This window comes from Streptomyces prasinopilosus (assembly GCF_001419695.1).
Classification (GTDB): Bacteria; Actinomycetota; Actinomycetes; order Streptomycetales; family Streptomycetaceae; genus Streptomyces; species Streptomyces prasinopilosus.
Genome location: NZ_LIRG01000239.1, coordinates 1 through 19,978, shown reverse-complemented (window position 1 = coordinate 19,978; position 19,978 = coordinate 1). Strand labels below are relative to the sequence as shown.

Sequence of the window (19,978 nt, the reverse complement as noted above, 5' to 3'; positions counted from 1 at the left end):
GTGGTCCCGGTACCGGGACCCGAGGTGCGCCCGGTCACCGCCGTCCGCGGGCCGTGGCCGGTGACGGCCCCGCCGCCTTCCCGTGCGGTCCCCCGGTGACCAGCGCCAGGAGCGCCTCGGGGTCGCCGGGTTCCCGGTCGGCCCGCCAGGCGACGTGCTGGTCGGGGCGGACCAGCACCAGGTCGCGCTCGTACAGTTCGCGCGCGAGCGGATCGCCGAGCGTCAGGACCCGCAGCGGCACGCCCCGGGCGCGGGCCGCGGCCTCGATCCGTCCGGTCCGCGGCGGGCGCGGGCCGAGCCGCAGCAGGGTGAATCCGGGGCCGAGCCGGTCGAACAGCGAACTGCCCTGCGTGCGGCGGTCGTCGAGCCACAGGTGGGGGGCGCGGCCGCCGGGCGCGGCGGAGGGCGTGTACACGGAGAAGGAGTCGGGCACCGGCCCGCCCCCGTCCCCGTCGACGATCGGCGAGCCGTCGTAGCGGGCGCCCAACTGCACGCCGAGGGTGTCCAGGGTGCGCATCCCGTACTCGGCGAGTTCCGCTCCGGTCTTGGCCCGGGCGGCCTCGCCGGCGGCGGAGTCCTCCTCCAGGGAGGCGGGCCGGGCGACGGCTCCGAGTCCCTGGCCGAGGGTCCGGGCCGCCGAGGTGTTGCGCAGGGCGATCGGCCGGCGTTCGACGCCGTACGTGTCCAGGAGGTGCGGGCCCGCCCATCCCCGCACGGCCGCCGCGAGTTTCCAGGCGAGGTTGGCGGCGTCGTCGACACCGGTGTTCATGCCGAAGCCGCCGTTGGGCGTGAACAGGTGGGCGGCGTCACCGGCGAGCCGGACGCGGCCCGTGCCGAACGACTCGGCGACCAGCGCCGCGCCCGCGGTCCAGGGCCGGTGGCTGAGCACCTCGACCGGGAGGGGCTCCCCCGCCGCCCGCCGCACCAGCCGCACCAGTTCGGCGTCGGTCGCCGTGTCGGGGTCGACGGAGCTGGTGAGCAGGAAGAACTCGTCCACGCCGTTGAGCGCGATCAGGTTCAGCGCGAGGTCGGCGTTGACGACCCAGTTGCTCCACGCGCCGCGGCCGCGCAGGAAGTCCCGGTACAGCGTGGGCACCCGCAGGTGGGCGGCGGTGGAACGGCGCCCGAGGATGTCCTGGTCGAGGGTGCCCTCCCCCTCGTAGCGGATGCCGAGGTGGCGTCTGACCAGGCTGTGCCCGCCGTCGCAGCCCGCGACGTACGCGGCCCGGAACGTGCGCCGGACCCCGTCGCGTTCGGCCGTCACGTCGACGTGCGCCTCGCTCTCGCGCAGGGCGGTGACCGTCCAGCCGAAGCACAGGGTGATCCGCGGCCGGGTGCGGGCGTGGTCGAGCAGCAGCCGCTCGACGTACATCTGGTTCGCCCGGTGCATCGGCTCGGGGGCCGGTTCCGCGCGGTCGGCGGCGCTGCGCCGGCTCAGCACCTCGGCGGTGCCCGGCCAGGGCAGCAGGGCCAGTTCGTGCGCGTTGTAGCGGGTGAAGAAGGAGATGCCGGCCGAGTGGCCGGCGGGGAGACCGAGCCCGCGGACCCGTTCGGCCAGTCCCAGCGTGCGGTAGTGCTCCATGGTCCGCGCGTTGTGGGTGCTGCCGCGCGGCCGGTCGGGCACGTCCTGCTGGGAGTTGAGGACGACGCAGGGCACTTCCTGCCGGTCCAGGAACAGCGCGAGCATCAATCCGACCGGACCGCCGCCGACCACGGCGACCGGGGTTGTCAGCGGGTCGTCCATCCGACGCGGCCTCCAGCCTTCTCTCGATCGAACGGGATCGATCGTTGCAACCCCCTCTGAAGAACGAAGCGAGATCGGCGGCCGGGGCGGCCTTCCATCGGCTCTTTAGCAGCCGGTTGGAGACTCCGCCACGAACCCTTTACCGAACCGCTGGGGTATCACGGGCCGCGATGTCTCACCGGTGACCGAAGAATTCGGCGCATCACTGCGGAGTGTGAGGTATTCCTATGTTCCTCTTCGGCACGCACAGGTCCGTCACGCAACGCCTACGCCTCCATGCCGCCCGGGATCTGGGGGCGGGGAACTTCTTCTGGCACGCGTGGCGCATCGCCCGTGACCGGGACCGTCCGCTGCTGTTCCACCCCGACGTCTCCTCCCCCTCCTGGGCGACGGACGAGCCGCGGGGGACGTCCCTGGACGACGTGCGCGTCGCCGTGATCCGCTACGCGCACTGGTACCGCGGCCGCGGGGTGCGGCCCGGGGCGCACGTGGGCCTGCACACCCGCGACGGGCTGCTCGGACTGATCCACCACATCGCCATCACGTCGCTCGGCGCGGCCGCCGTGCACTGCAACCCCAGGATGGCCCCGGCGACGGCCGCCGAGTACTTCCTGCGCACCCGGACCACCGTGCTGGTGGGCGACGGCGACCTGCTCAAGGGCCTCGCGGACGCCTGGGAGTCGGACGCGCCCGGGCGGGCCACGCCCGAGGTCGCGGACATCGCCGCGCTCGCCGCGACCGCTTCCCCGCCGCCCCGGCCGATGCCCGGCTTCCCGCACCGGCACGCCGCCGACGACCTGATCATGATCTCGCACTCGTCGGGCACCACCGGACGGCCCAAGGCGCCGGTGTTCCACCACCGTTCGTTCTTCGCGGGCAAGCGCGAACGGCTGTGGTCCTTCCCCTCGCTGCGTTCCGACCGGCTGCTGACGGCGCTGCCGCACAGCCACTCGGCGGGCATCAGCTACCTCAGCATGGCCATGCTGCTCGGCATCCCGACGCTGATCCTGGACGACCCGGGCGGCGGGGCCGTGGCGAAGGCGGTCAACCTGTTCCGTCCCACCACCGTGCTGGCCTTCCCGCTCTCCCTCGCCGAGGTGCCCGTCGAGGAGATCGCCCCCGAGGCCGCCCGGCACATCCACACCTGGCACGGCATGGGCGACGCCTCGCACGAGAGGCACATCCGCCCGCTGATCGCCCTGGGCCGGCGCACCGAGAACGGCAAGGTGCTGAACGGTTCGCGCTACCTCGACGGACTCGGTTCGTCGGAGATGGGCATGGTGCTGTTCAAGCAGGCCTACACGCCCGAGACGACCCGGTACGCACGCCGCATCGGCACCCCCGCCAAGGTGGTGCGCAAGGCGGCGGTGCTCGACGAGCAGGGCCGTGAACTGCCCGACGGGCAGGCCGGCCGGCTCGGTGTGCAGACCCCGAGCGTGACCGCCGGCTATCTGGACGAGCCGAACCTGACCGCGGAGTCGACGGTCAACGGCTACTTCCTCACCGGCGACATCATGCGCCGTGAGGGCGACGGCAGCTGGTACCACCTCGACCGCACCCCCGACGTGATCCACACCGTCGACGGGCCGGTGTACAGCCTCCCGGCGGAGGAGGTCGTCCTGCTCGCGACGGGGGCGCTGGACACGGCGGTCGTCGCGGTCGACGATCCCGGCTCCCCGGGCCGTTCCCGTCCCCTGGCGGTCGTCCTGTTCGCCGACGACGCCGGGCGCGACGCGGCCCGGCTGCTCGAGACGTGCAACGCGGCCCTGGCTCGCGAGGGCCTGGCACCGCTCGGCGGGCTGCTGCTGGCCGCCGACCGCTCCGACCTCCCGGTCGGTGTCACGGGCAAGGTCCTCAAGCGCCTGCTGCGCGAACGCCTGCGCACCGTCCTGTCCCGCACCGGCGACTCCGCGCTCGCCGTGTCCGCCCCCGTACGGAAGGTCTGATCATGCCCGGTACCGAGACGGCGGCGGCACGCCGGGTGGTGGATCTGATCACCGGCACCTGGCGGGCCCAGGCCCTGTACGCGGCGGCCTCCCTGTCCCTGCCCGACCACATCGCCGCCGGGCACGGCACCGTCCCGGCGCTGGCCGAGCGCACGGGTGCCAGCGAGGACGGCCTCGCCCGGCTGCTGCGCCTGCTCGCGGCGCTCGGTGTGCTCTCCGGGGACGAGGAGGAGGGCTACGGGCTCACCGACGTGGGCGCGCTCCTCGTCGTGGGCGGCGAGCAGTCCATGCGCGACATGGTGCTGCTGTACGGGGAGGAGTTCCACCGCGCCTGGGGTGCGGTGGTGCCCGCGATCCGCACCGGAACCTCCGGCTTCGAGCACGCGTTCGGCACCTCGCTGCACGCGTATCTGCGCGACGAGCCCGACGCGGGACCGCGGTTCCTGCGCGCCATGAACGCGGGCAACGTCTTCTTCCCCGAGGTCGCGGAGGCCTTCGACTTCGCGGGGGCGCACACCGTGGTCGACGTGGCGGGCGGCAGCGGCCTGCTGCTGTCGGCCGTGCTGCGGGCCCACCCCCACCTGTCGGGGACCGTCTTCGACCTGCCGCACATGCTGCCGGTGGCCGAGCGCCACCTGAGCGCCGCCGTCGGGGCGCACCGCTACGAGACGGTCGCCGGCGACGTCTTCGACAAGGTCCCCGCGGGCCACGACGTGTACCTGCTGTCCCGGGTGCTGCAGGACTGGGACGACGAGCGGTGCGTGACGCTGCTCGCCAACATCCGCGAGGCCATGTCGGACACGGGACGGCTGCTGGTGCTGGAGCGGGTCGTCGCCACCGACGGCTCCGCCCTCGTGCTGCCCCTGCTGTGGGACCTGCACCTGCTGATGGCCGCGGGCGGCCGCGAGCGCACCCTCGACGGGTACCGCTCCGTCCTGCGCGCCGCCGGCCTGCGCCTGGAGAGCGTCCGTTCCCTCGCCCTGGAGACCAGTCTGCTGGTCGCCGCACCGGTGTGAGGGCGCAGCGCCTCCGTCCCCGCCCTCCCCTGCCCCTGACACCCATGGAGTACTCATATGCCCAGCGGTCACCTCGAGCTGTGCCTCGTCGGTGCGGGGCCGCGCGGTCTGTCGGTACTGGAGCGGCTGTGCGCCAACGAGCGCGCCGCGCCCGCACACCGGACCGTCACCGTGCACGTCGTCGACCCCTACCGGCCCGGAGCGGGGCGGGTGTGGCGCACCGAGCAGCCGCGTCTGCTGCTGATGAACACCGTCGCCTCGCAGGTGACCGTGTTCACCGACGCCAGCGTGGAGATGGAGGGTCCCGTCGAGCCGGGCCCCAGCCTGTACGAGTGGGCCCGCGCCCTCGGTGACGGACCCGGCGGGGCGGCGCTCCACGACGAGGCCGTGCTCGCCGAGGCGCGTGGCCTGGGCCCGGACGACTACCCCTCCCGCGCCTTCTACGGCCGTTACCTGGAGGACGTCTTCGGCCGGGTGGTCTCCGGCGCCCCGCCGCACGTGCGGGTGCGGGTGCACCAGGCGCGGGCCGTCGCCCTCGGGGAACGGACCGCGGGCGGTGCGCAGCAGGTCGTCCTGTCCGACGGCGGGGTCCTGGACGGCCTCGACGCCGTCGTCCTCGCCCAGGGGCACGTGCCGACCGACGTCTCCCCCGCCCAGCGGCAGGTGTCGCTGCGTGCGCGGGCCCGCGGGCTGCTGCACGTCCTGCCGGCCAATCCGGCCGACCTCGACCTGTCGGACGTGCGGTCCGGCGAGACCGTGCTGCTGCGCGGGCTGGGTCTGAACTTCTTCGACCACATGGCCCTGCTCACCGTGGGCCGGGGCGGCCGCTTCGACCGCGTCGGCGGGCGTCTCGTCTACCGTCCCTCCGGCCGGGAACCGCGCATCGTCGCGGGCTCCCGGCGCGGGATCCCATACCACGCGCGCGGCGCCAACGAGAAGGGGGCGCACGGCCGTCAGGAGCCCCGCCTGCTGACCGAGCGGGCGGTCGCGGCACTGCGTGAACGCGCGGTGGACGGTGAGCGCGTGTACTTCGGAACCGACCTGTGGCCGCTGATCGCCCGGGAGGTGGAGGGCGTCTACTACGGGGCTCTGCTGGCCGCCCGGGGCCGGGAGGCCGAACGGGAGGAGTTCGTCGGGCGGTACGTCTCGCTGCCCGGGGGCCGCGTCCACACGGACGAGCTGCTCGACGCGTACCGCATCGCGCCGGACGAGCGGTGGGACTGGGACCGGATCCTGCGGCCGTACGGCGACAGGGAGTTCGCCGACCGGGCGGCGTTCCGCCACTGGCTCCTGGAGCACCTGCGCAAGGACGTGGAAGAGGCCCTGGCGGGCAATGTCAGCGGTCCGCTCAAGGCGGCCCTGGACATGCTGCGCGACCTGCGCAACGAGGTGCGGCTCGCCCTCGACCACGGCGGTCTGGACGGGAACTCCTACCGGGACGAGGTGGAGGGCTGGTACACCCCGCTCAACGCCTTCCTGTCGATCGGTCCGCCCGTCTCGCGCGTCGAGGAACTGATCGCGCTGCTCGAGGCGGGTGTCCTGGACGTGGTCGGTCCGGACATGCGGGTGCGCTTCGACGACGCGGCGGGCGCGTTCGTCGCCGAATCGGGCGGTGCGGGCGGCGCGTCCGTGCACGCCAGGGTGCTGGTCGAGGCGCGCCTGCCGGAGCCGGACCTGCGCCGGACCGCGGATCCGCTGCTGCGCCGGCTGCTGGCCACCGGGCAGTGCCGGCCGTTCCGCATCCCCGGTGCGTGCGGCACGAGTTACGAGACGGGCGGGCTGGAGGTCACCGAACGCCCGTACCACCTGGTCGACGCCCACGGCCGCGGGCATCCCCGGCGCTTCGCGTACGGGGTGCCGACGGAGGCCGTGCACTGGGTGACCGCGGCGGGCATCAGACCCGGGGTGAACTCGGTGACCCTGGGCGACTCCGACGCCATCGCACGAGCGGTCCTGGCCCTGCCCCCCACCTCGGCGGACGCGTCCCCGCGGCGTTCCGGCAGGACCCTGACGGAGGCACCGGCATGACGGCGCACCCGGCGGGAACGGACGCCGGACTGCTCTCCCCGGTCCGTGCGGGCACCCCGGTGGAGCGGGCGGTCGACGACACGGCGTGGCTGCAGGCGATGCTGGACGCGGAGGCGGCGCTGGCGCGCGCCCAGGCCGGGCTCGGCACGCTGCCGGCGCGGGCCGCCGCGGCGATCACCAGGGCCGCCCGCGCGGAGCGGCTCGACCTGCGCCGGCTCGCCGTCACCGCGCGGGAGAGCGCCAACCCGGTGGTGGGACTGGTCCGCGCCTTCACCGCGGTCGTCGCCGAGGAGGACCCGGACGCCGCCGAGTACGTGCACCGCGGCTCGACCAGCCAGGACGTCTTCGACACCGGCGCCATGCTGGTCTGCGACCGGGCGCTGCGCCTGGTGCACGCCGATCTGCTGCGCACCGCGGCGGCGCTGGACCGGCTGGCGGCACGGCACCGGGACACGCTGATGGCCGGACGGACCCTGACCCTGCACGCCGTGCCGACCACCTTCGGACTCAAGGCGGCGGGCTGGGGGCTGCTGGTGCGCGAGGCGGCCGACCGCGTCGGCCGGCTGCTCGACGGCCGGCTGCCCGTCTCGCTCGGCGGTGCGGCGGGCACCCTGGCCGGCTATCTGCAGTACTCGGCGGGGGACGGCGCGCCGGCCACGGATCCGGCGGCGTACGCGGCGGCACTGTCCGAGGCGTTCGCGGCCGAGACCGGACTGGCCACGGCCCCGCTGCCCTGGCACGCCCTGCGCTCCCCCGTCGCCGACGTCGCCGCGGCCCTGGCCTTCGTCACGGGGGCCCTGGGGAAGATCGCCGTGGACGTGCAGTCGATGGGCCGCACCGAGGTCGGCGAGGTCGCCGAGCCGCCCGTGGCCGGGCGCGGCGCCTCCTCCGCCATGCCGCACAAACGCAACCCGGTGCTGGCCACCCTGATCCGTTCGGCCTCGCTCCAGGTTCCGGCGCTCGCCGGAGCGCTGACGCAGTGCCTGGTGACCGAGGACGAGCGCTCGGGCGGCGTCTGGCACGCCGAGTGGCTGCTGCTGCGCGAGTGCCTGCGGCTGGCGGGCGGCGCCTCGCACACGGCCGTCGAGCTGTGCGAGGGGCTGGTCGTCCACGGGGAGCGGATGCGGGCCAACGCGGCCGCCTCCGGTGCCCTGATGTCCTCCGAACGCGTCGTCGCGGTCCTGGCGCCCGAGCTCGGCAGGGCCACGGCCGGGCGACTGGTGTCCGAGGCGGCCGGGACGGCCGCGCGCACCGGACGTCCGCTGGCCGGCGTCCTCGCCGAACACCCCCGGATCGGGCCCCTGCTGGGTGCCGGGGAACTGGCGGAACTGCTCGATCCCGCCCTGTACACGGGCGCGGCCGCCTCCCTGGTGGACCACGCCCTGGAACGTCACCGCACGACCTGACGCACGTCCCGTCGTCCCGACCCTCAGGAGTTCCCATGTCTGCTCGGCTCTTCACCTCGGAATCGGTGACCGAAGGCCATCCCGACAAGATCGCCGACCGCATCAGCGACACGATCCTCGACGCGCTCCTGGCCCAGGACCCCACGGCTCGCGTCGCGGTGGAGACCCTGATCACCACCGGCCAGGTCCATGTCGCGGGCGAGGTCACCACCACCGCCTACGCCGACATCCCCGCCCTCGTCCGCGAGGCCGTCCTGGAGATCGGCTACGACTCCTCCGCCAAGGGGTTCGACGGCGCCTCGTGCGGTGTGTCCGTCTCCATCGGGACCCAGTCCCCCGACATCGCCCGGGGCGTCGACACCTCCTACGAGAGGCGGGTCGACGGCACCTCGGCGGCGGACGGGGACGAGGAGGGCCGGCTGGCCCTCCAGGGCGCCGGCGACCAGGGCCTGATGTTCGGTTACGCCTGCGACGAGACGCCCAGCCTGATGCCGCTGCCCATCCATCTGGCCCACCGCCTGTCGCGTCGGCTGTCCGAGGCGCGGCGCGACGGGACGGTGCCCTACCTGCGTCCGGACGGCAAGACCCAGGTCACCGTCGAGTACCTGGGCAGCAAGCCCAAACGCCTGGACACCGTCGTCGTCTCCTCGCAGCACGCGAGCGGCATCGACCTGGACTCGCTGCTCACCCCCGACCTGCGTGAGCACGTCGTCGAGCACGTCTTGGACGAACTGGCCCAGGAGGGCGTCAAGCTGGAGACCGAGGGCTACCGCCTGCTGGTCAACCCCACCGGCCGGTTCGAGATCGGCGGTCCGATGGGCGACGCCGGCCTGACCGGCCGCAAGATCATCATCGACACCTACGGCGGTTACGCCCGCCACGGCGGCGGCGCGTTCTCCGGCAAGGACCCGTCCAAGGTGGACCGTTCGGCGGCGTACGCGATGCGCTGGGTCGCCAAGAACGTGGTCGCGGCCGGCCTGGCCGCCCGCTGCGAGGTCCAGGTGGCGTACGCGATCGGCAAGGCCGAGCCCGTGGGCCTGTTCGTGGAGACCTTCGGTACCGCCACCGTCCCGCAGGCCGCCGTCGAGAAGGCCGTGACGGAGGTCTTCGACCTCCGCCCGGCCGCGATCGTCCGCGACCTGGACCTGCTGCGCCCGATCTACGCCCGGACCGCCGCCTACGGCCACTTCGGCCGGGAGCTGCCCGACTTCACCTGGGAGCGCACCGACCGCGTCGACGCGCTGCGCCGGGCCGCCGGCCGGTAACCCGCCTCCACCCGAACACGGCCCCGGACCGTCACGGTCCGGGGCCGTTTCGTCGTGGCCGGACGGCCGCCGCGCCGCCTTCCCGAATATCGGGAAAAAAGAACCGGCCAGCCGACCGAATTCATTATCGGGCGCCCTTCCGCCCGAAACCGGAACATTGACACGGAAACGTTGTCCGCTTATCTTCGATTCGGGAAAAAATAGGATGCCTGTTCGATGTGCTACGACACTACGGGGATAGGAATTCTTTATGAACTCGGGCGTTCTCGGCCCCCTCTTACTGTCCGATTCCGGCGTGAATCTGGTACCGAGCGCACCGAAACCGCGCCAGCTCCTCGCATTCCTGATGCTGAGCACGCCGCAAATGGTGCGGGCCGGCGACTGCATCACCGAGCTGTGGGGGTCGACTCCCCCCAAGAGCGCGATGTCCACGCTCCAGACCTACGTGCTCCACATACGCCAGGCCCTGCGCGGCCCCCGCGGTGACCTCAGTCATCTGCTCGTCACCCGGAACCAGGGTTACCAGCTCGCCCTCGAGACGACCGACTTCGACCGCTTCCGGTTCACGGATCTGACCCGGCGAGGACGCGTGGCGGCCGCCGCCGGGGACCACCGCACGGCGTCGGAGATGTTCACCCTGGCCCTCGCGCAGTGGCGCGGGCCCGCGCTGTCCGACGTCCGCACGGGCCCCCTCAGCTCGCCGCACCTGGCGGAGCTGAACGAGACCCGGCAGGGGGTCCTGGAGCAGCGCATAGAGGCCGACCTGGCCCTCGGTAAGCACAGGGAGCTGGTCGACGAGCTGAGCGACCTGACCGCGCGCCACCCCACCCACGAGAACGTGCACGCTCAGCTGATGGTGGCGCTGTACCGCTCCGGCGAGCGCAAACGCGCCGGTGACGTCTTCGACGGGCTGCGCCGAACGCTCGGTGACTCCCTGGGGATCGAGCCCGTCCCCCGGATGAGGAGCCTGTACCAGGCGATCCTGGTCGGCAGCTCGGCCCTGGACGCCCCGGTCGTCGGATGACCGTTTCCCCCCGTCTGCAACCCCCTGGCCCGGGACGGTGTTTGTTTCAGTGATGGACGACAAGGCCGAGCAGCTGACCGATCTCCTGGCGGTGCACCTCGAAGCCGGCTTCACCGAGCTGGTCCGGGTGCACGCCGGGGCGGTGCACGCGTTCCTGTACCGGGTCTCCGGGTCCGCCGCCGAGGCGGACGACCTGGGCCAGGACACGTTTCTGCGCGCCTACACGGCCCTGCGGGAGTACGCCCCCGCACGGCGCCGTGAGCTGCGTCCCCGTGCGTGGCTGATGACCATCGCGGCGAACGTGTGGCGCAATCACGTCCGCACGCGGACCCGGCGTCCGGTCACCGCGGGGCTGCCCGTGGAGGAGAGCATGGACGTCTGGCCGGACCACAGCCCCGGCCCGGACGAGCGCGCGGCGACGGCCGAGGACCGGTCGCGCCTGGTCACGGCGCTGTCGGCCTTACCGGAGCACCACCGCATACCGGTCGTGCTCCACCATGTGATCGGCATGAGCTACACAGAGGTGGCCGAGGTGCAGGGCTGCGCGGTCGGCACCGCCAAGGCGCAGGTCTCCCGCGGGCTGGCCGGTCTGCGGCGGCTGCTCGAACCGGAGCCGACGGTGTTGAAGGAGGTGACGATGTGAGCGAAGGCAACGGCGACGCGGTCACCCGGCGTCTGCCGGATCTCGCGGCCGGTGCGCCGGAGGACTTCGCGCTGCGCGTGCTGCGCCGTGCGGGTCTCTCCAGGGAGCACTACGACACGTACGTGCGCCTCGACACGGCCGCGGGCGGACTGTTCGTGGCCGCGAGCCCGCAGACCGTGACCGGTGCCTGCCTGGACTCGGCGGGCCTGACCGCGACGGGTTTCGAGGAACTGCACCGCGCGCGTACCGGCCGCTCGGCGATCCCGGGGGGCAGGCCGCTGCCCGGCCTCCTCCCCGCGCTGCGCACCGGCCGGGCCCGCCGGCTGGCGATCGACCTGTCCGGCCTGCCGGAGGGGCAGCGGGCGATCCTGGAGGCCGTGCGCACCATCCCCCCGGGGCAGCTGCGGCCGCTGAGCTGGATCGCCCGCGAGGCGGACGCCGGGTCCCCGCCCCCGGTCTCCGACGTCCTGGGCGCGCTGACGGCCAACCCCGTCGCCGTGCTCATACCGTGCCACCGGGTCACGCACGACAACGGATCGCCGTGCGACGCCGCCTACCTGCCGAAGGCGGGCGAGGCCCTGCGCCGGGCCGAGCACATCGACATGCGCCGGGTCGCGGAGCTGTCCCGGGCCGGCGCGGTGTTCCTCGGCAGCGACACCACCTTCATCTACTGCCACCCGACCTGTGCCCACGCCCGCCGCATCACCCCGGGGCACCGGGTGCACTTCCCCACCGCGCGGGACGCCCGCGAGGCGGGTTACCGGGCCTGCAAGAGCTGCCGGCCCCTCACCGTCTGACCCGGCGCACCACGGAGCACCACAGAGAGGTCCCCATGTCCACCCCACCCACCGCGGCACTCGCCCCGCACCGCACCACGCTGGGTCCCCTGACCCTCGCGGCCACCGACGACGCGCTGGTGCTGTGCGCCTTCGACGACCGCGAGCAGGCGCTGGCCCGGCTCGGGCGCGGCGGCCTCACCGCCGTGGACGCCGACGCCGCCACGGCGGACCAGCGGCGGATCCTCGAGGAGGCGGGCCGTCAGCTGGACGCCTACCTCGAGGGCCGCAGCCGCGCGTTCACCGTCCGGATGGATCTGCGCCTGGCCACGCCGTTCAGCCGCACGACCGTGGAGCGGCTGGACGGCCTCCTCCCGTACGGGGCGACGGGCACCTACGCCGAGCTGGCCGCCGCGCTCGGGCGGCCGCGGGCCGCGCGGGCCGTGGGCACGGCGCTCGGCGCGAACCCCCTGTGCGTGGTGCTGCCCTGCCACCGGGTGGTCGGCTCGGGCGGCCGCCTGACCGGTTACGCCGGCGGGGTCGCGGCCAAGCGGTTCCTGCTCGACCTGGAGTCCGGCCGCACGTCCCCGGCCTCCCTCTGAACCGGCGGGCGCCGGAGCAATCCCCCGCCTCCGGCGCCCGTCCTCGTCCACGACCACGGAGCCCACGCTGACCAGCTACGACATCCCCCACCTGCCGGGCATGGAAGAGGGCCGTGCCCCCGCCGCGTCCGACGCCGGCGCCGACGACGCGGTCGAACTGCCCGCCGTGGACGCGCTGGACTGGCCCTCGCTGACCACCGCGCTGGACGCCGAGGGCGTCGCCGTCACCCCGCCCCTGCTGTCGCCGCGCGCCTGCGAGGAGGTCCGCGCGCTGTTCGACCGGGACGAGGTGTTCCGCAGCACCGTCGACATGGGCCGCCACCGCTTCGGCAGCGGCCGCTACCGCTATTTCGCCGCGCCCCTGCCGCCGGTGGTGGCCGCCCTGCGCCGGCAGCTGTACCCGCCGCTGGCCCGGATCGCCAACCAGTGGGCGGAGCGCCTGGACCGGCCCCGGTTCCCGCAGACCCACGCCGGGCTGACGGCGGCGTGCGCCGCGGCCGGACAGCTGCGGCCCACGCCCCTGCTGCTGCGCTACGGCCCGGGCGACTACAACTGCCTGCACCAGGACGTCTACGGCGAGCTGACGTTCCCACTGCAGGTGGCGGTGATGCTGGACCGTCCCGACGTCGACTTCACCGGTGGTGAGAGCGTCTTCGTCGAGCAGCGTCCGCGCGCCCAGTCCCGTCCGGTGGTGAAGCGGCCGGGGCAGGGGCAGGGGCTGATCTTCGCGGTGCACGACCGTCCGGTCCCGTCGGCGCGGGGCTGGAGCCGTTTCATGCTGCGCCACGGGGTGAGCGCGGTGCACGACGGCCAACGGCACGTCCTCGGCGTGATCTTCCACGACGCCCCGTGACCGGGAGGCCGGTGAGGGCGCTGGCGGCCCTCACCGGCGAGGTGGATCCCGCGGGTCGGACCGCCTCGGGACCGTCCGGGTCCCTCATCGGGGCGGTGGTGCCGGGGTGTCCTCCCCTTCCCGGGATCCGCGGTCCGGCCCCGCGGGCGCCGGCCGTCCGGCGGCGGTGCCGCTCGTGGACGGTCCTCCACGAACCGCGGCGTTCCGGCGGGGCCGCGTCACGGGGCACCGGCGCGGATCCGGGACAGGACCCCGTTCAGTGCTGTGCGGTGGCCGCTCCGTCGGCCTCCCCGGCCGTGGTGAGGATCCCGACCCGGCAGCTCCCGGCCTCGCTGCCGTCCTGGAGGAAGCGGACGGTGACCGTGTGGCGTCCCCCGCCGTCGTGCTCCGGTTCGTCCGTGGCCACGAGGCAGGGTATGTGGAACTCGACGTACCGTCTGAACTGCGCCTCGCAGGCGACCAGCAGGCCGTGGGGCGCGCCCAGCGCCAGCAGGCCCGCCTGCCGGGCCGCCTCCATGAGCACCATGCCGGGCACGTGGTCCACCGGGTGGTCGAAGAGCACCGGGTGGTCGGCGACGATCCGCAGCGGGTGGGCGCCGGCACCGGCGGAGGCCCCCAGCACGACGTCGGACTCGTCGTCCCGGCCCACCAGCCGGGGGTCGACCGGGGCGATCGCGGTGTGCGGCGGTCCGGCGCCGATCCGCTCGCCGCGCAGCCGCCGGTAGACCGCCTGCGAGGTGCACTTGCCTCTCAGCCGGCCGCTGCCGAGCCGCTCGCCGTCGCGGTGGGCGACGACGTCGTAGGCGTAGCTGCTGACCACCCCGCCGCGGCGCTTGATGTGGCTGAGGCGCATGTCGAGCACCACGTGGGCGGGGTGGGCGGGCCGGGAGAGGCGTAAGCGCTCCTCGTCGACCTCGAACGCGGTGGACTCGGTGAGGAAGCCGAAGCCCAGGGGGACGTCGAGGGCTTCATGGGCCAGCAGCAGGCAGGCCTGCCGGATCGTCTCGGCGAACAGCATCGGGTCGTGCCAGCGGCCGTCGACCGATCCGTAGTAGCTGTGCGCGCGGGACCACTGCGCTCCGAGGCGGTGCTCGTCGTGGACGGTCTGCCACCCGGTCAGCAACACCTCGGAGACGGCGGCGCGGTGGACGAGGGTGCGCGGAACGGTCTGTTCGAACAGCTCGGGACCGCACTCCTCCGGTTTTCCGAAATACGGTCGGTCGGCTTGCAGAAGGGCATTCATCTTGCCTCCTGGCGATAGCAGCTGATGTGAGAACACGCTCTGATCAATGCCGTTATGGATGCGGAGGGTCTGAGAGCATCCGGAAGCCCGCGGCCGAGAATACTAGTCGAATGGTATTCTCCGCCCGGAGTGAAGAAGATCGAATGCGTTGGAGAACGTGGTGATCACCGGACGGACGGGGGGGCCGTTATCCGCACCACGACGGAACGGAGGGTCGGCTGTGGCGACGGGAAGCAGGACACGGCAGGAACGGGCGGAGGCCACGCGCCGGGCGATCCTGGACGGCGCGGCGACCGCGTTCGACGCGGCGGGATTCGGCAGCACCAGCCTCACCGACATCGCCCAGCACGCCGGCGTCACCAAGGGAGCCATGTACTTCCACTTCCAGTCGAAAGAGGCGCTGGCCCGGGAACTGGTGGCGGAACAGTTCGAACTGCTCCCCGGCGGCGCCGAGTCCGAGCTGCGGGCCCTGCAGCGGGCCATCGACCTGACGCACCGGATGGCCCACGGCCTGCGCTCCAGCGCCCGGTTGCGGGCCGGCATCCGGCTCGTCATAGAGCGCGGCTCGTTCTCGACACCCGATCCCTCCCCCTACAACCAGTGGATCGACTCCGTCCGCGCCATGCTGGCGAACGCCCAGGGCGCCGGTGACCTCAAGTCCGAGGTGGACGTCGGCGATCTGTCCACCTACATCGTGGGGGCGTTCACGGGGGTGCAGATCACCTCGCAGGTGCGGACCGCCCGGGAGGACCTGCACGACCGGGTCGCGGACCTGTGGACGTGGCTGCTGCCCGGGGTCGTCCCGGCTCGCCGCCTCGCCCGGTTCGCGCCCGCAGGGTCCGAGGAGCTGTGGGCCGCGCTCGAGGGCGGCGCGGCCACGGGCTGAGGCCCCGGCCGCGGAGTCCGGCGTGCCCCGGACCGGGGGCGGCACCGGACGACCCGGACGCCGGGAGGGCGACGGCGCCGGCCCCCTCGGACGGCTGTCCCGGCCGGCCGAAGACGGGCCGGGACGGCCTGGCCGCCGCCGTCTCCCCGTGCGCCGCCTCCCCGCGTCCACGTCCGTCGCGACGCGTCCGGGCGGACGCGGTCGTCCGGGCGGACGCGGTTCACCGTGACGGCACGCGCCCGTGCCTCACGGTGTGCCCCGGAGCCCCGGGATCCTGACGCGCCGGAGGCCGTCCGCGGACGCGATGGACGGAAGGACCAGTTCCAGCAGGCAACCGAGCCACTTGTCGCCCTCGTCCTCGGACACGCCCATCCACGCCAGCGTCTCGACGCCGCAGACCACCGTCGTGACCAGGGCGCGTGCGGACGCATCGGCGACATCGGCGGCCAACTCGCCGTTCTTGCGCGCCCTTTCGAGTACCTCCCCCAGCGTTCCCAGCCACAGCGCATAGAAGTCCACGGGCACCGGGCTCTCAGCCGTCCGCTCCCGCGCGATCCGCACGCCGGCCCGGACGAAGGGGTCCGAGCGCAGCATCCGGCTCAGGGCGTGCAGGGCGTCCACGACGATCTGGAGACAGGACTCCTCGGATCCGGACATGTCCGCGATCATCGTCTCCAGGATGTCCCGGCCCCGCCTCTGCACGGCTGCCGCGAGGTCGTCCTTGGTGGCGAAGTGGAAGAACAGCGCCCCCTTCGTCACGCCGGCCTCCCGACTCACGTCGCCGAGCGTCGCCTTGACGAAGCCGCGGAGCGCGAACTGCTCGGCTGCCGCGACGATCAGCTTCCCCTGCGTGTGTTCCGAGCGTTCCTGCTTCGCCATCCGTTGGCCCCCGCCCCCGAGATCGGGCCGGCAGGAGGTATCCCACGCGCCCGCTGCCTGCCCGTCGGCCCCGGCCCGTCCCCGTCCGTGCGGCACCCGACGGATGGGGCGCGGTCCTCTCGCCCCGTGACGCAGATTAGAAACCGGTCGAACGACTTGTCAATAAAAAGCGGTCGACTGGCTTGTGAACCGGCTGCCGGTGGTGCGCCCCCGGCGCGACGTACGTCCTCCGCGTCCGTGGAGCGGGTCGAGGCACCGGGAGCGACCCTTCCGGAGGGCGGGTGGAGCGGCGGACCCGGTCCTGCCGGCGCTCCCCGCGGTCGGCGCGGCGGGGGCCTCCGGCCCGCCGTCCACCCTCCGGCCCGGGCCCGGCACGCGTGCCCGTGGTCCGAAGGGACGCCCGCCTGCCGGATCGCCGGTACCACCGTCGGGGACCGGAGGGGGCGCGTGCGCTTCGCGCCGTCCGCGGCCGTGCGGTCCCGTACGGCCGCGCGCCGGTGACCGCGGGCTCGGGCACACCGTCGGCCCGCGCGCGGAGCGGTCGCGGGGGCACCGGGCGAGTGCCCGGTGCTGTGTCCGGTGCTGTGTCCGGGGGCGCGCGTCCGGGTGCCGGTGCCGTTCCCGGTCCTCCCGCCGCCGCTGCGGCCACGGGCCCGGATCGCGTCGGGCCGGTGGTGCGTGCCGCGGGCGGCGCACTCGTCCGGCGCGGGCGTCTCCGGCGCCGCGACGGCGGCGTACGCGGCGCGTGCCGTGGGCTTCGCGGCCGGCGCGGCGGCCGCCCGGCCGCTGCGGCCCGGTACTCCCCCGCCGCCGGGGCCGCGCGGCCCGCCGTCCGGCGGGCGGGCACGGCCCCCGGGGCGGGCGCCCCGCGCGGTCAGCGGGCGGTGGCGGTGTGGACGTGGTCGACGAGGCGGGTCAGCGCGTCGGCGTCGGTGTTCGGCATGACGCCGTGGCCCAGGTTGAAGACGTGGCCCTCGAGGCCCTCGGCCGCGGCCAGCACCTCGCGGGTCTTCGCCTCCACCGCCTCCGTGCCCGCGAACAGCACGGTCGGGTCGAGGTTGCCCTGGAGCGCCTTGCCGGGGCCGACCCGGCGGGCGGCCTCCCCCAGCGGGACGCGCCAGTCGACGCCGACGACGTCCGCGCCGGCCTCGCCCATCAGGCCGAGGAGTTCGCCGGTGCCGACACCGAAGTGGATGCGGGGGACGCCGTAACCGGACACCGCGTCGAGGACCTTGGCCGAGGCGGACATCACCGAGCGCCGGTAGTCGGCCGGGGAGAGGGCGCCGGCCCAGGAGTCGAAGAGCTGGACCGCGGAGGCGCCGGCCTCGATCTGCACGGTGAGGAAGGCGGCCGTGATGTCCGCGAGGCGGTCGAGGAGGTCGGCCCAGAGCTCCGGGTCGCCGTACATCATCGCCTTGGCGTTCTCGTACGTGCGGGACGGGCCGCCCTCGACGAGGTAGCTGGCGAGGGTGAACGGGGCGCCCGCGAAGCCGATCAGCGGGGTGGAGCCCAGCTCGGCGGTCAGCAGGCCGTACGCCTCGGTGACGTAGGAGACGTCCTCCGGGGTGAGGTCGCGCAGCCGGGCCAGGTCGGCGCGGGTGCGGAAGGGCTGCTCGACGACGGGGCCGATACCGGGCTTGATGTCGAGGTCGATCCCGATGGCCTTGAGCGGGACGACGATGTCGCTGAAGTAGATCGCCGCGTCGACGTTGTGCCGGCGCACCGGCTGGAGCGTGATCTCGGCGACGAGGTCGGGGCGCATGCAGGAGTCGAGCATCGCGATGCCCTCGCGCACCTTGCGGTACTCGGGCAACGAACGGCCCGCCTGCCGCATGAACCACACCGGAGTGTGCGGCACCGGCTCACGCCGGCACGCCTTGAGGAAGGCACTGTCGTACGTCTGGGTCGGCTGCTTGCCCCGGGGGCTGACATTGGCACTCACCCGGCCAGTCTCGCACGGTCGGCCGACGGCCCGGCACCGCAGGTCACCCGGGCACCTCGCCCCGCGCCACGCCGGGCGTCGCGGCCCGCGCCACGCCGGTGCGACACGATCCGGCCACCGTTGTCCGCCCCGGGTGTCCCTCCCCGCGCCGGAGCCCGCTTCGGCTTAACCTTCCCCGCATGGCTGCGGCTCAGGGACGACTGTCGGACGGCACGGGCGGAATGGACGAAGCGAAGGACACCGATGCGGAGCTCGGGGACGGGGGCGCGACACCCCCGCCGCCCTTCCGGACCGCCGTCGAGGCGTTGCGGGGCGCACGGCTCCGGCCGCAGATCGAGGTGGAGGCCACCCCGGCACCCAAGCGGCTCGCTCCGTACGCGTACGCGCTGGAGGCGGCGGTCGTGGACGGCGACCAGGACCTGGCCGACGGCCGGCTGGTGCTGCTGCACGACCCGGCCGGGCACGACGCCTGGCGGGGTACCTTCCGGCTGGTGACGCTGGTGCGTGCGGAACTGGAGCCGGAGATGGCGGCGGATCCGCTGCTTCCGGAGGTGTGCTGGTCCTGGCTGACCGGTGCGCTCGCGGCACGCGGCCTGACGTACGGCGAGCCGAGCGGCACGGTCACCCGGGCGAGTTCGCACTACTTCGGCGGGCTGTCGGAGCGCCCCGCCGCCTCGCAGATCGAGATCCGCGCCTCGTGGACGCCGGGGGAGGGTGCGGGCGGGACCCCGGACGCGGCCACGCACCTGATGTCGTGGTGCGACCTGCTGGCGCAGGTCGCCGGGTTGCCGCCGACCGCTCCGGGTGACGCGTCGGTGGTGACGCTGCCGCAGCGCAGGGGGCCGCAGTCGCGCTGACGCCGCCGCGCCGCTGAGCCCGCCGCGGGCACGGGGAACCCGCGGACCCCGCCGCGCCCCTCCCCGGGCGTGCGGCGATCCTCCGGACCGGCCCTCGGGCCGGTCCCTTCGTCGTTCCCGGGCCGGTCGCCGGACCGCTCGCCGGAGCACTCCCGGGGCCGGTGACCGGAGCGTTCGCGGACCGGTCCTCCCGCCGTTCCCCCGGCCGCTCCCCCTGTCGATCTTCCCGGCATCTCTTTGGCGACCTTTTTGATGATCTCTTTGTCGATACGGCCACTTTCGGAAGCGTTGCGACGCGGACCGAAACCGTTCGGACTTCGAATGATCGACCGCGCGTCCGAATTGCACGGATTGTTACTCACCGGATCGTGATCATTCTCTAAAGGAGACCGTGTTTGTTGCCGAAGACGACTGTGACCTTGAAAGCACGGTTGAGCCCGGTTCCCCCACGAGCCGGCCCCGTCCCGCCGCCACCCCAGGAGGCCTGGTGTCCGTTCTCCTCGAGCAGCCCGCAAGCCTGGTCGCCTACCGCCCGAACAAGCCGACCGCCATGGTGGTCGTGGCCGACCCCCGTGTCCGTTCCACCGTCACCCGCCACCTGTGGGCGCTCGGTGTGCGCGACGTGATCGAGGCCTCGTCCGTCGCGGAGGCTCGTCCCCGCATCGGCAACCCCCGCGACATCTGCGTCGCCGACGTCCACCTGCCGGACGGCTCCGGCCTCGCCCTCCTCTCGGAGACCCGGGCCGCAGGCTGGCCCAACGGCCTCGCCCTGTCCGCCGCCGACGACATCGGCGCCGTGCGCAACGCCCTCGCCGGCGGAGTGAAGGGCTACGTCGTCACCGGCACCCGCACCAACCTCGGCCTCCCC

Annotated in this window: 17 protein-coding genes and 1 pseudogene; 13 read left to right on the top strand and 5 right to left on the bottom strand. The window is 73.9% G+C overall.

The features are described 5' to 3' along the window. Positions 1-34 precede the first annotated feature (34 nt). Positions 35-1,744, bottom strand: a complete 1,710-nt coding sequence (locus AOK18_RS11460; protein WP_055694264.1) for an FAD-dependent monooxygenase — start codon at positions 1,742-1,744, stop codon at positions 35-37. A 227-nt stretch (positions 1,745-1,971) separates the two neighbouring features. Between AOK18_RS11460 and AOK18_RS11455 the strand changes: the two genes are divergently transcribed. The 10 genes from AOK18_RS11455 (at position 1,972) to AOK18_RS11410 (ending at position 13,303) form a co-directional block, all read left to right on the top strand. Continuing rightward, on the top strand, positions 1,972-3,690 hold the full coding sequence (locus AOK18_RS11455) for a class I adenylate-forming enzyme family protein (protein ID WP_055694263.1): 1,719 nt from the start codon (positions 1,972-1,974) through the stop codon (positions 3,688-3,690). A gap of 2 nt (positions 3,691-3,692) precedes the next feature. Beyond that, complete coding sequence (locus AOK18_RS11450; RefSeq protein WP_055694262.1) at positions 3,693-4,706, top strand: methyltransferase; 1,014 nt, start codon at positions 3,693-3,695, stop codon at positions 4,704-4,706. A 57-nt stretch (positions 4,707-4,763) separates the two neighbouring features. Continuing rightward, positions 4,764-6,734 carry an FAD/NAD(P)-binding protein gene (locus AOK18_RS11445; protein WP_055694261.1) on the top strand — a complete coding sequence of 657 codons (1,971 nt, stop codon included), beginning with the start codon at positions 4,764-4,766 and terminating at the stop codon, positions 6,732-6,734. Further along, the gene (locus tag AOK18_RS11440) at positions 6,731-8,140 is read left to right on the top strand and encodes a nitrosuccinate lyase (RefSeq protein WP_055694260.1); all 1,410 of its coding nucleotides are present in this window, start codon (positions 6,731-6,733) and stop codon (positions 8,138-8,140) included. Before AOK18_RS11445 ends, AOK18_RS11440 begins: the two co-directional genes overlap by 4 nt. Positions 8,141-8,175: 35 nt before the next feature. After that, positions 8,176-9,405, top strand: a complete 1,230-nt coding sequence (gene metK, locus AOK18_RS11435; RefSeq protein ID WP_055572746.1) for a methionine adenosyltransferase — start codon at positions 8,176-8,178, stop codon at positions 9,403-9,405. Positions 9,406-9,700: 295 nt separating this feature from the next. Next, a complete protein-coding gene (locus AOK18_RS11430) occupies positions 9,701-10,429 on the top strand; it encodes an AfsR/SARP family transcriptional regulator (protein WP_240503143.1) in 729 nt (242 codons plus the stop codon). 52 nt (positions 10,430-10,481) lie between these two features. Continuing rightward, entirely contained in the window at positions 10,482-11,072 is a 591-nt protein-coding gene (locus AOK18_RS11425) for an RNA polymerase sigma factor (protein ID WP_055572748.1), read from the top strand. Next, positions 11,069-11,869, top strand: coding sequence for an MGMT family protein (locus AOK18_RS11420; RefSeq protein ID WP_055694259.1), 801 nt, complete (start codon positions 11,069-11,071; stop codon positions 11,867-11,869). Before AOK18_RS11425 ends, AOK18_RS11420 begins: the two co-directional genes overlap by 4 nt. Before the next feature lie 35 nt (positions 11,870-11,904). Continuing rightward, a complete protein-coding gene (locus AOK18_RS11415) occupies positions 11,905-12,450 on the top strand; it encodes a methylated-DNA--[protein]-cysteine S-methyltransferase (protein ID WP_055572750.1) in 546 nt (181 codons plus the stop codon). Positions 12,451-12,550: 100 nt separating this feature from the next. Continuing rightward, on the top strand, positions 12,551-13,303 hold the full coding sequence (locus AOK18_RS11410; protein WP_079104961.1) for a 2OG-Fe(II) oxygenase: 753 nt from the start codon (positions 12,551-12,553) through the stop codon (positions 13,301-13,303). 14 nt (positions 13,304-13,317) lie between these two features. Here the strand turns inward: AOK18_RS11410 and AOK18_RS35350 are convergent. Then, positions 13,318-13,623, bottom strand: a pseudogene (locus AOK18_RS35350) (IS5/IS1182 family transposase); the annotation flags it as partial. Continuing rightward, complete coding sequence (locus AOK18_RS11405) at positions 13,560-14,546, bottom strand: ScbA/BarX family gamma-butyrolactone biosynthesis protein (RefSeq protein ID WP_055694258.1); 987 nt, start codon at positions 14,544-14,546, stop codon at positions 13,560-13,562. The pseudogene AOK18_RS35350 and the gene AOK18_RS11405, both read right to left, overlap by 64 nt. Positions 14,547-14,766: 220 nt before the next feature. Between AOK18_RS11405 and AOK18_RS11400 the strand changes: the two genes are divergently transcribed. Continuing rightward, positions 14,767-15,432: a ScbR family autoregulator-binding transcription factor gene (locus AOK18_RS11400; RefSeq protein ID WP_055694257.1), complete on the top strand. Its 666-nt coding sequence runs from the start codon at positions 14,767-14,769 to the stop codon at positions 15,430-15,432. Positions 15,433-15,678: 246 nt separating this feature from the next. Here AOK18_RS11400 and AOK18_RS11395 read toward each other — a convergent pair whose 3' ends face one another. Next, positions 15,679-16,311: a ScbR family autoregulator-binding transcription factor gene (locus AOK18_RS11395; RefSeq protein WP_055694256.1), complete on the bottom strand. Its 633-nt coding sequence runs from the start codon at positions 16,309-16,311 to the stop codon at positions 15,679-15,681. 874 nt (positions 16,312-17,185) lie between these two features. Next, complete coding sequence (gene hemE / locus AOK18_RS11390; protein ID WP_055694255.1) at positions 17,186-18,253, bottom strand: uroporphyrinogen decarboxylase; 1,068 nt, start codon at positions 18,251-18,253, stop codon at positions 17,186-17,188. A gap of 179 nt (positions 18,254-18,432) precedes the next feature. Between hemE and AOK18_RS11385 the strand changes: the two genes are divergently transcribed. Further along, the gene (locus AOK18_RS11385) at positions 18,433-19,110 is read left to right on the top strand and encodes a DUF3000 domain-containing protein (RefSeq protein WP_079104959.1); all 678 of its coding nucleotides are present in this window, start codon (positions 18,433-18,435) and stop codon (positions 19,108-19,110) included. Between the two features lie 487 nt (positions 19,111-19,597). Continuing rightward, on the top strand, positions 19,598-19,978 hold a 381-nt coding region (locus tag AOK18_RS11380; RefSeq protein WP_206281528.1), incomplete at its 3' end, for a response regulator.

Coding starts and splice junctions, on each gene's coding strand:
- AOK18_RS11460 (WP_055694264.1), bottom strand. CDS start 1,744: ATGGACGACCCGCTGACAACCCCGGTCGCCGTGGTCGGCGGCGGTCCG.
- AOK18_RS11455 (WP_055694263.1), top strand. CDS start 1,972: ATGTTCCTCTTCGGCACGCACAGGTCCGTCACGCAACGCCTACGCCTC.
- AOK18_RS11450 (WP_055694262.1), top strand. CDS start 3,693: ATGCCCGGTACCGAGACGGCGGCGGCACGCCGGGTGGTGGATCTGATC.
- AOK18_RS11445 (WP_055694261.1), top strand. CDS start 4,764: ATGCCCAGCGGTCACCTCGAGCTGTGCCTCGTCGGTGCGGGGCCGCGC.
- AOK18_RS11440 (WP_055694260.1), top strand. CDS start 6,731: ATGACGGCGCACCCGGCGGGAACGGACGCCGGACTGCTCTCCCCGGTC.
- metK (WP_055572746.1), top strand. CDS start 8,176: ATGTCTGCTCGGCTCTTCACCTCGGAATCGGTGACCGAAGGCCATCCC.
- AOK18_RS11425 (WP_055572748.1), top strand. CDS start 10,482: ATGGACGACAAGGCCGAGCAGCTGACCGATCTCCTGGCGGTGCACCTC.
- AOK18_RS11415 (WP_055572750.1), top strand. CDS start 11,905: ATGTCCACCCCACCCACCGCGGCACTCGCCCCGCACCGCACCACGCTG.
- AOK18_RS11410 (WP_079104961.1), top strand. CDS start 12,551: ATGGAAGAGGGCCGTGCCCCCGCCGCGTCCGACGCCGGCGCCGACGAC.
- AOK18_RS11405 (WP_055694258.1), bottom strand. CDS start 14,546: ATGAATGCCCTTCTGCAAGCCGACCGACCGTATTTCGGAAAACCGGAG.
- AOK18_RS11395 (WP_055694256.1), bottom strand. CDS start 16,311: ATGGCGAAGCAGGAACGCTCGGAACACACGCAGGGGAAGCTGATCGTC.
- AOK18_RS11385 (WP_079104959.1), top strand. CDS start 18,433: ATGGCTGCGGCTCAGGGACGACTGTCGGACGGCACGGGCGGAATGGAC.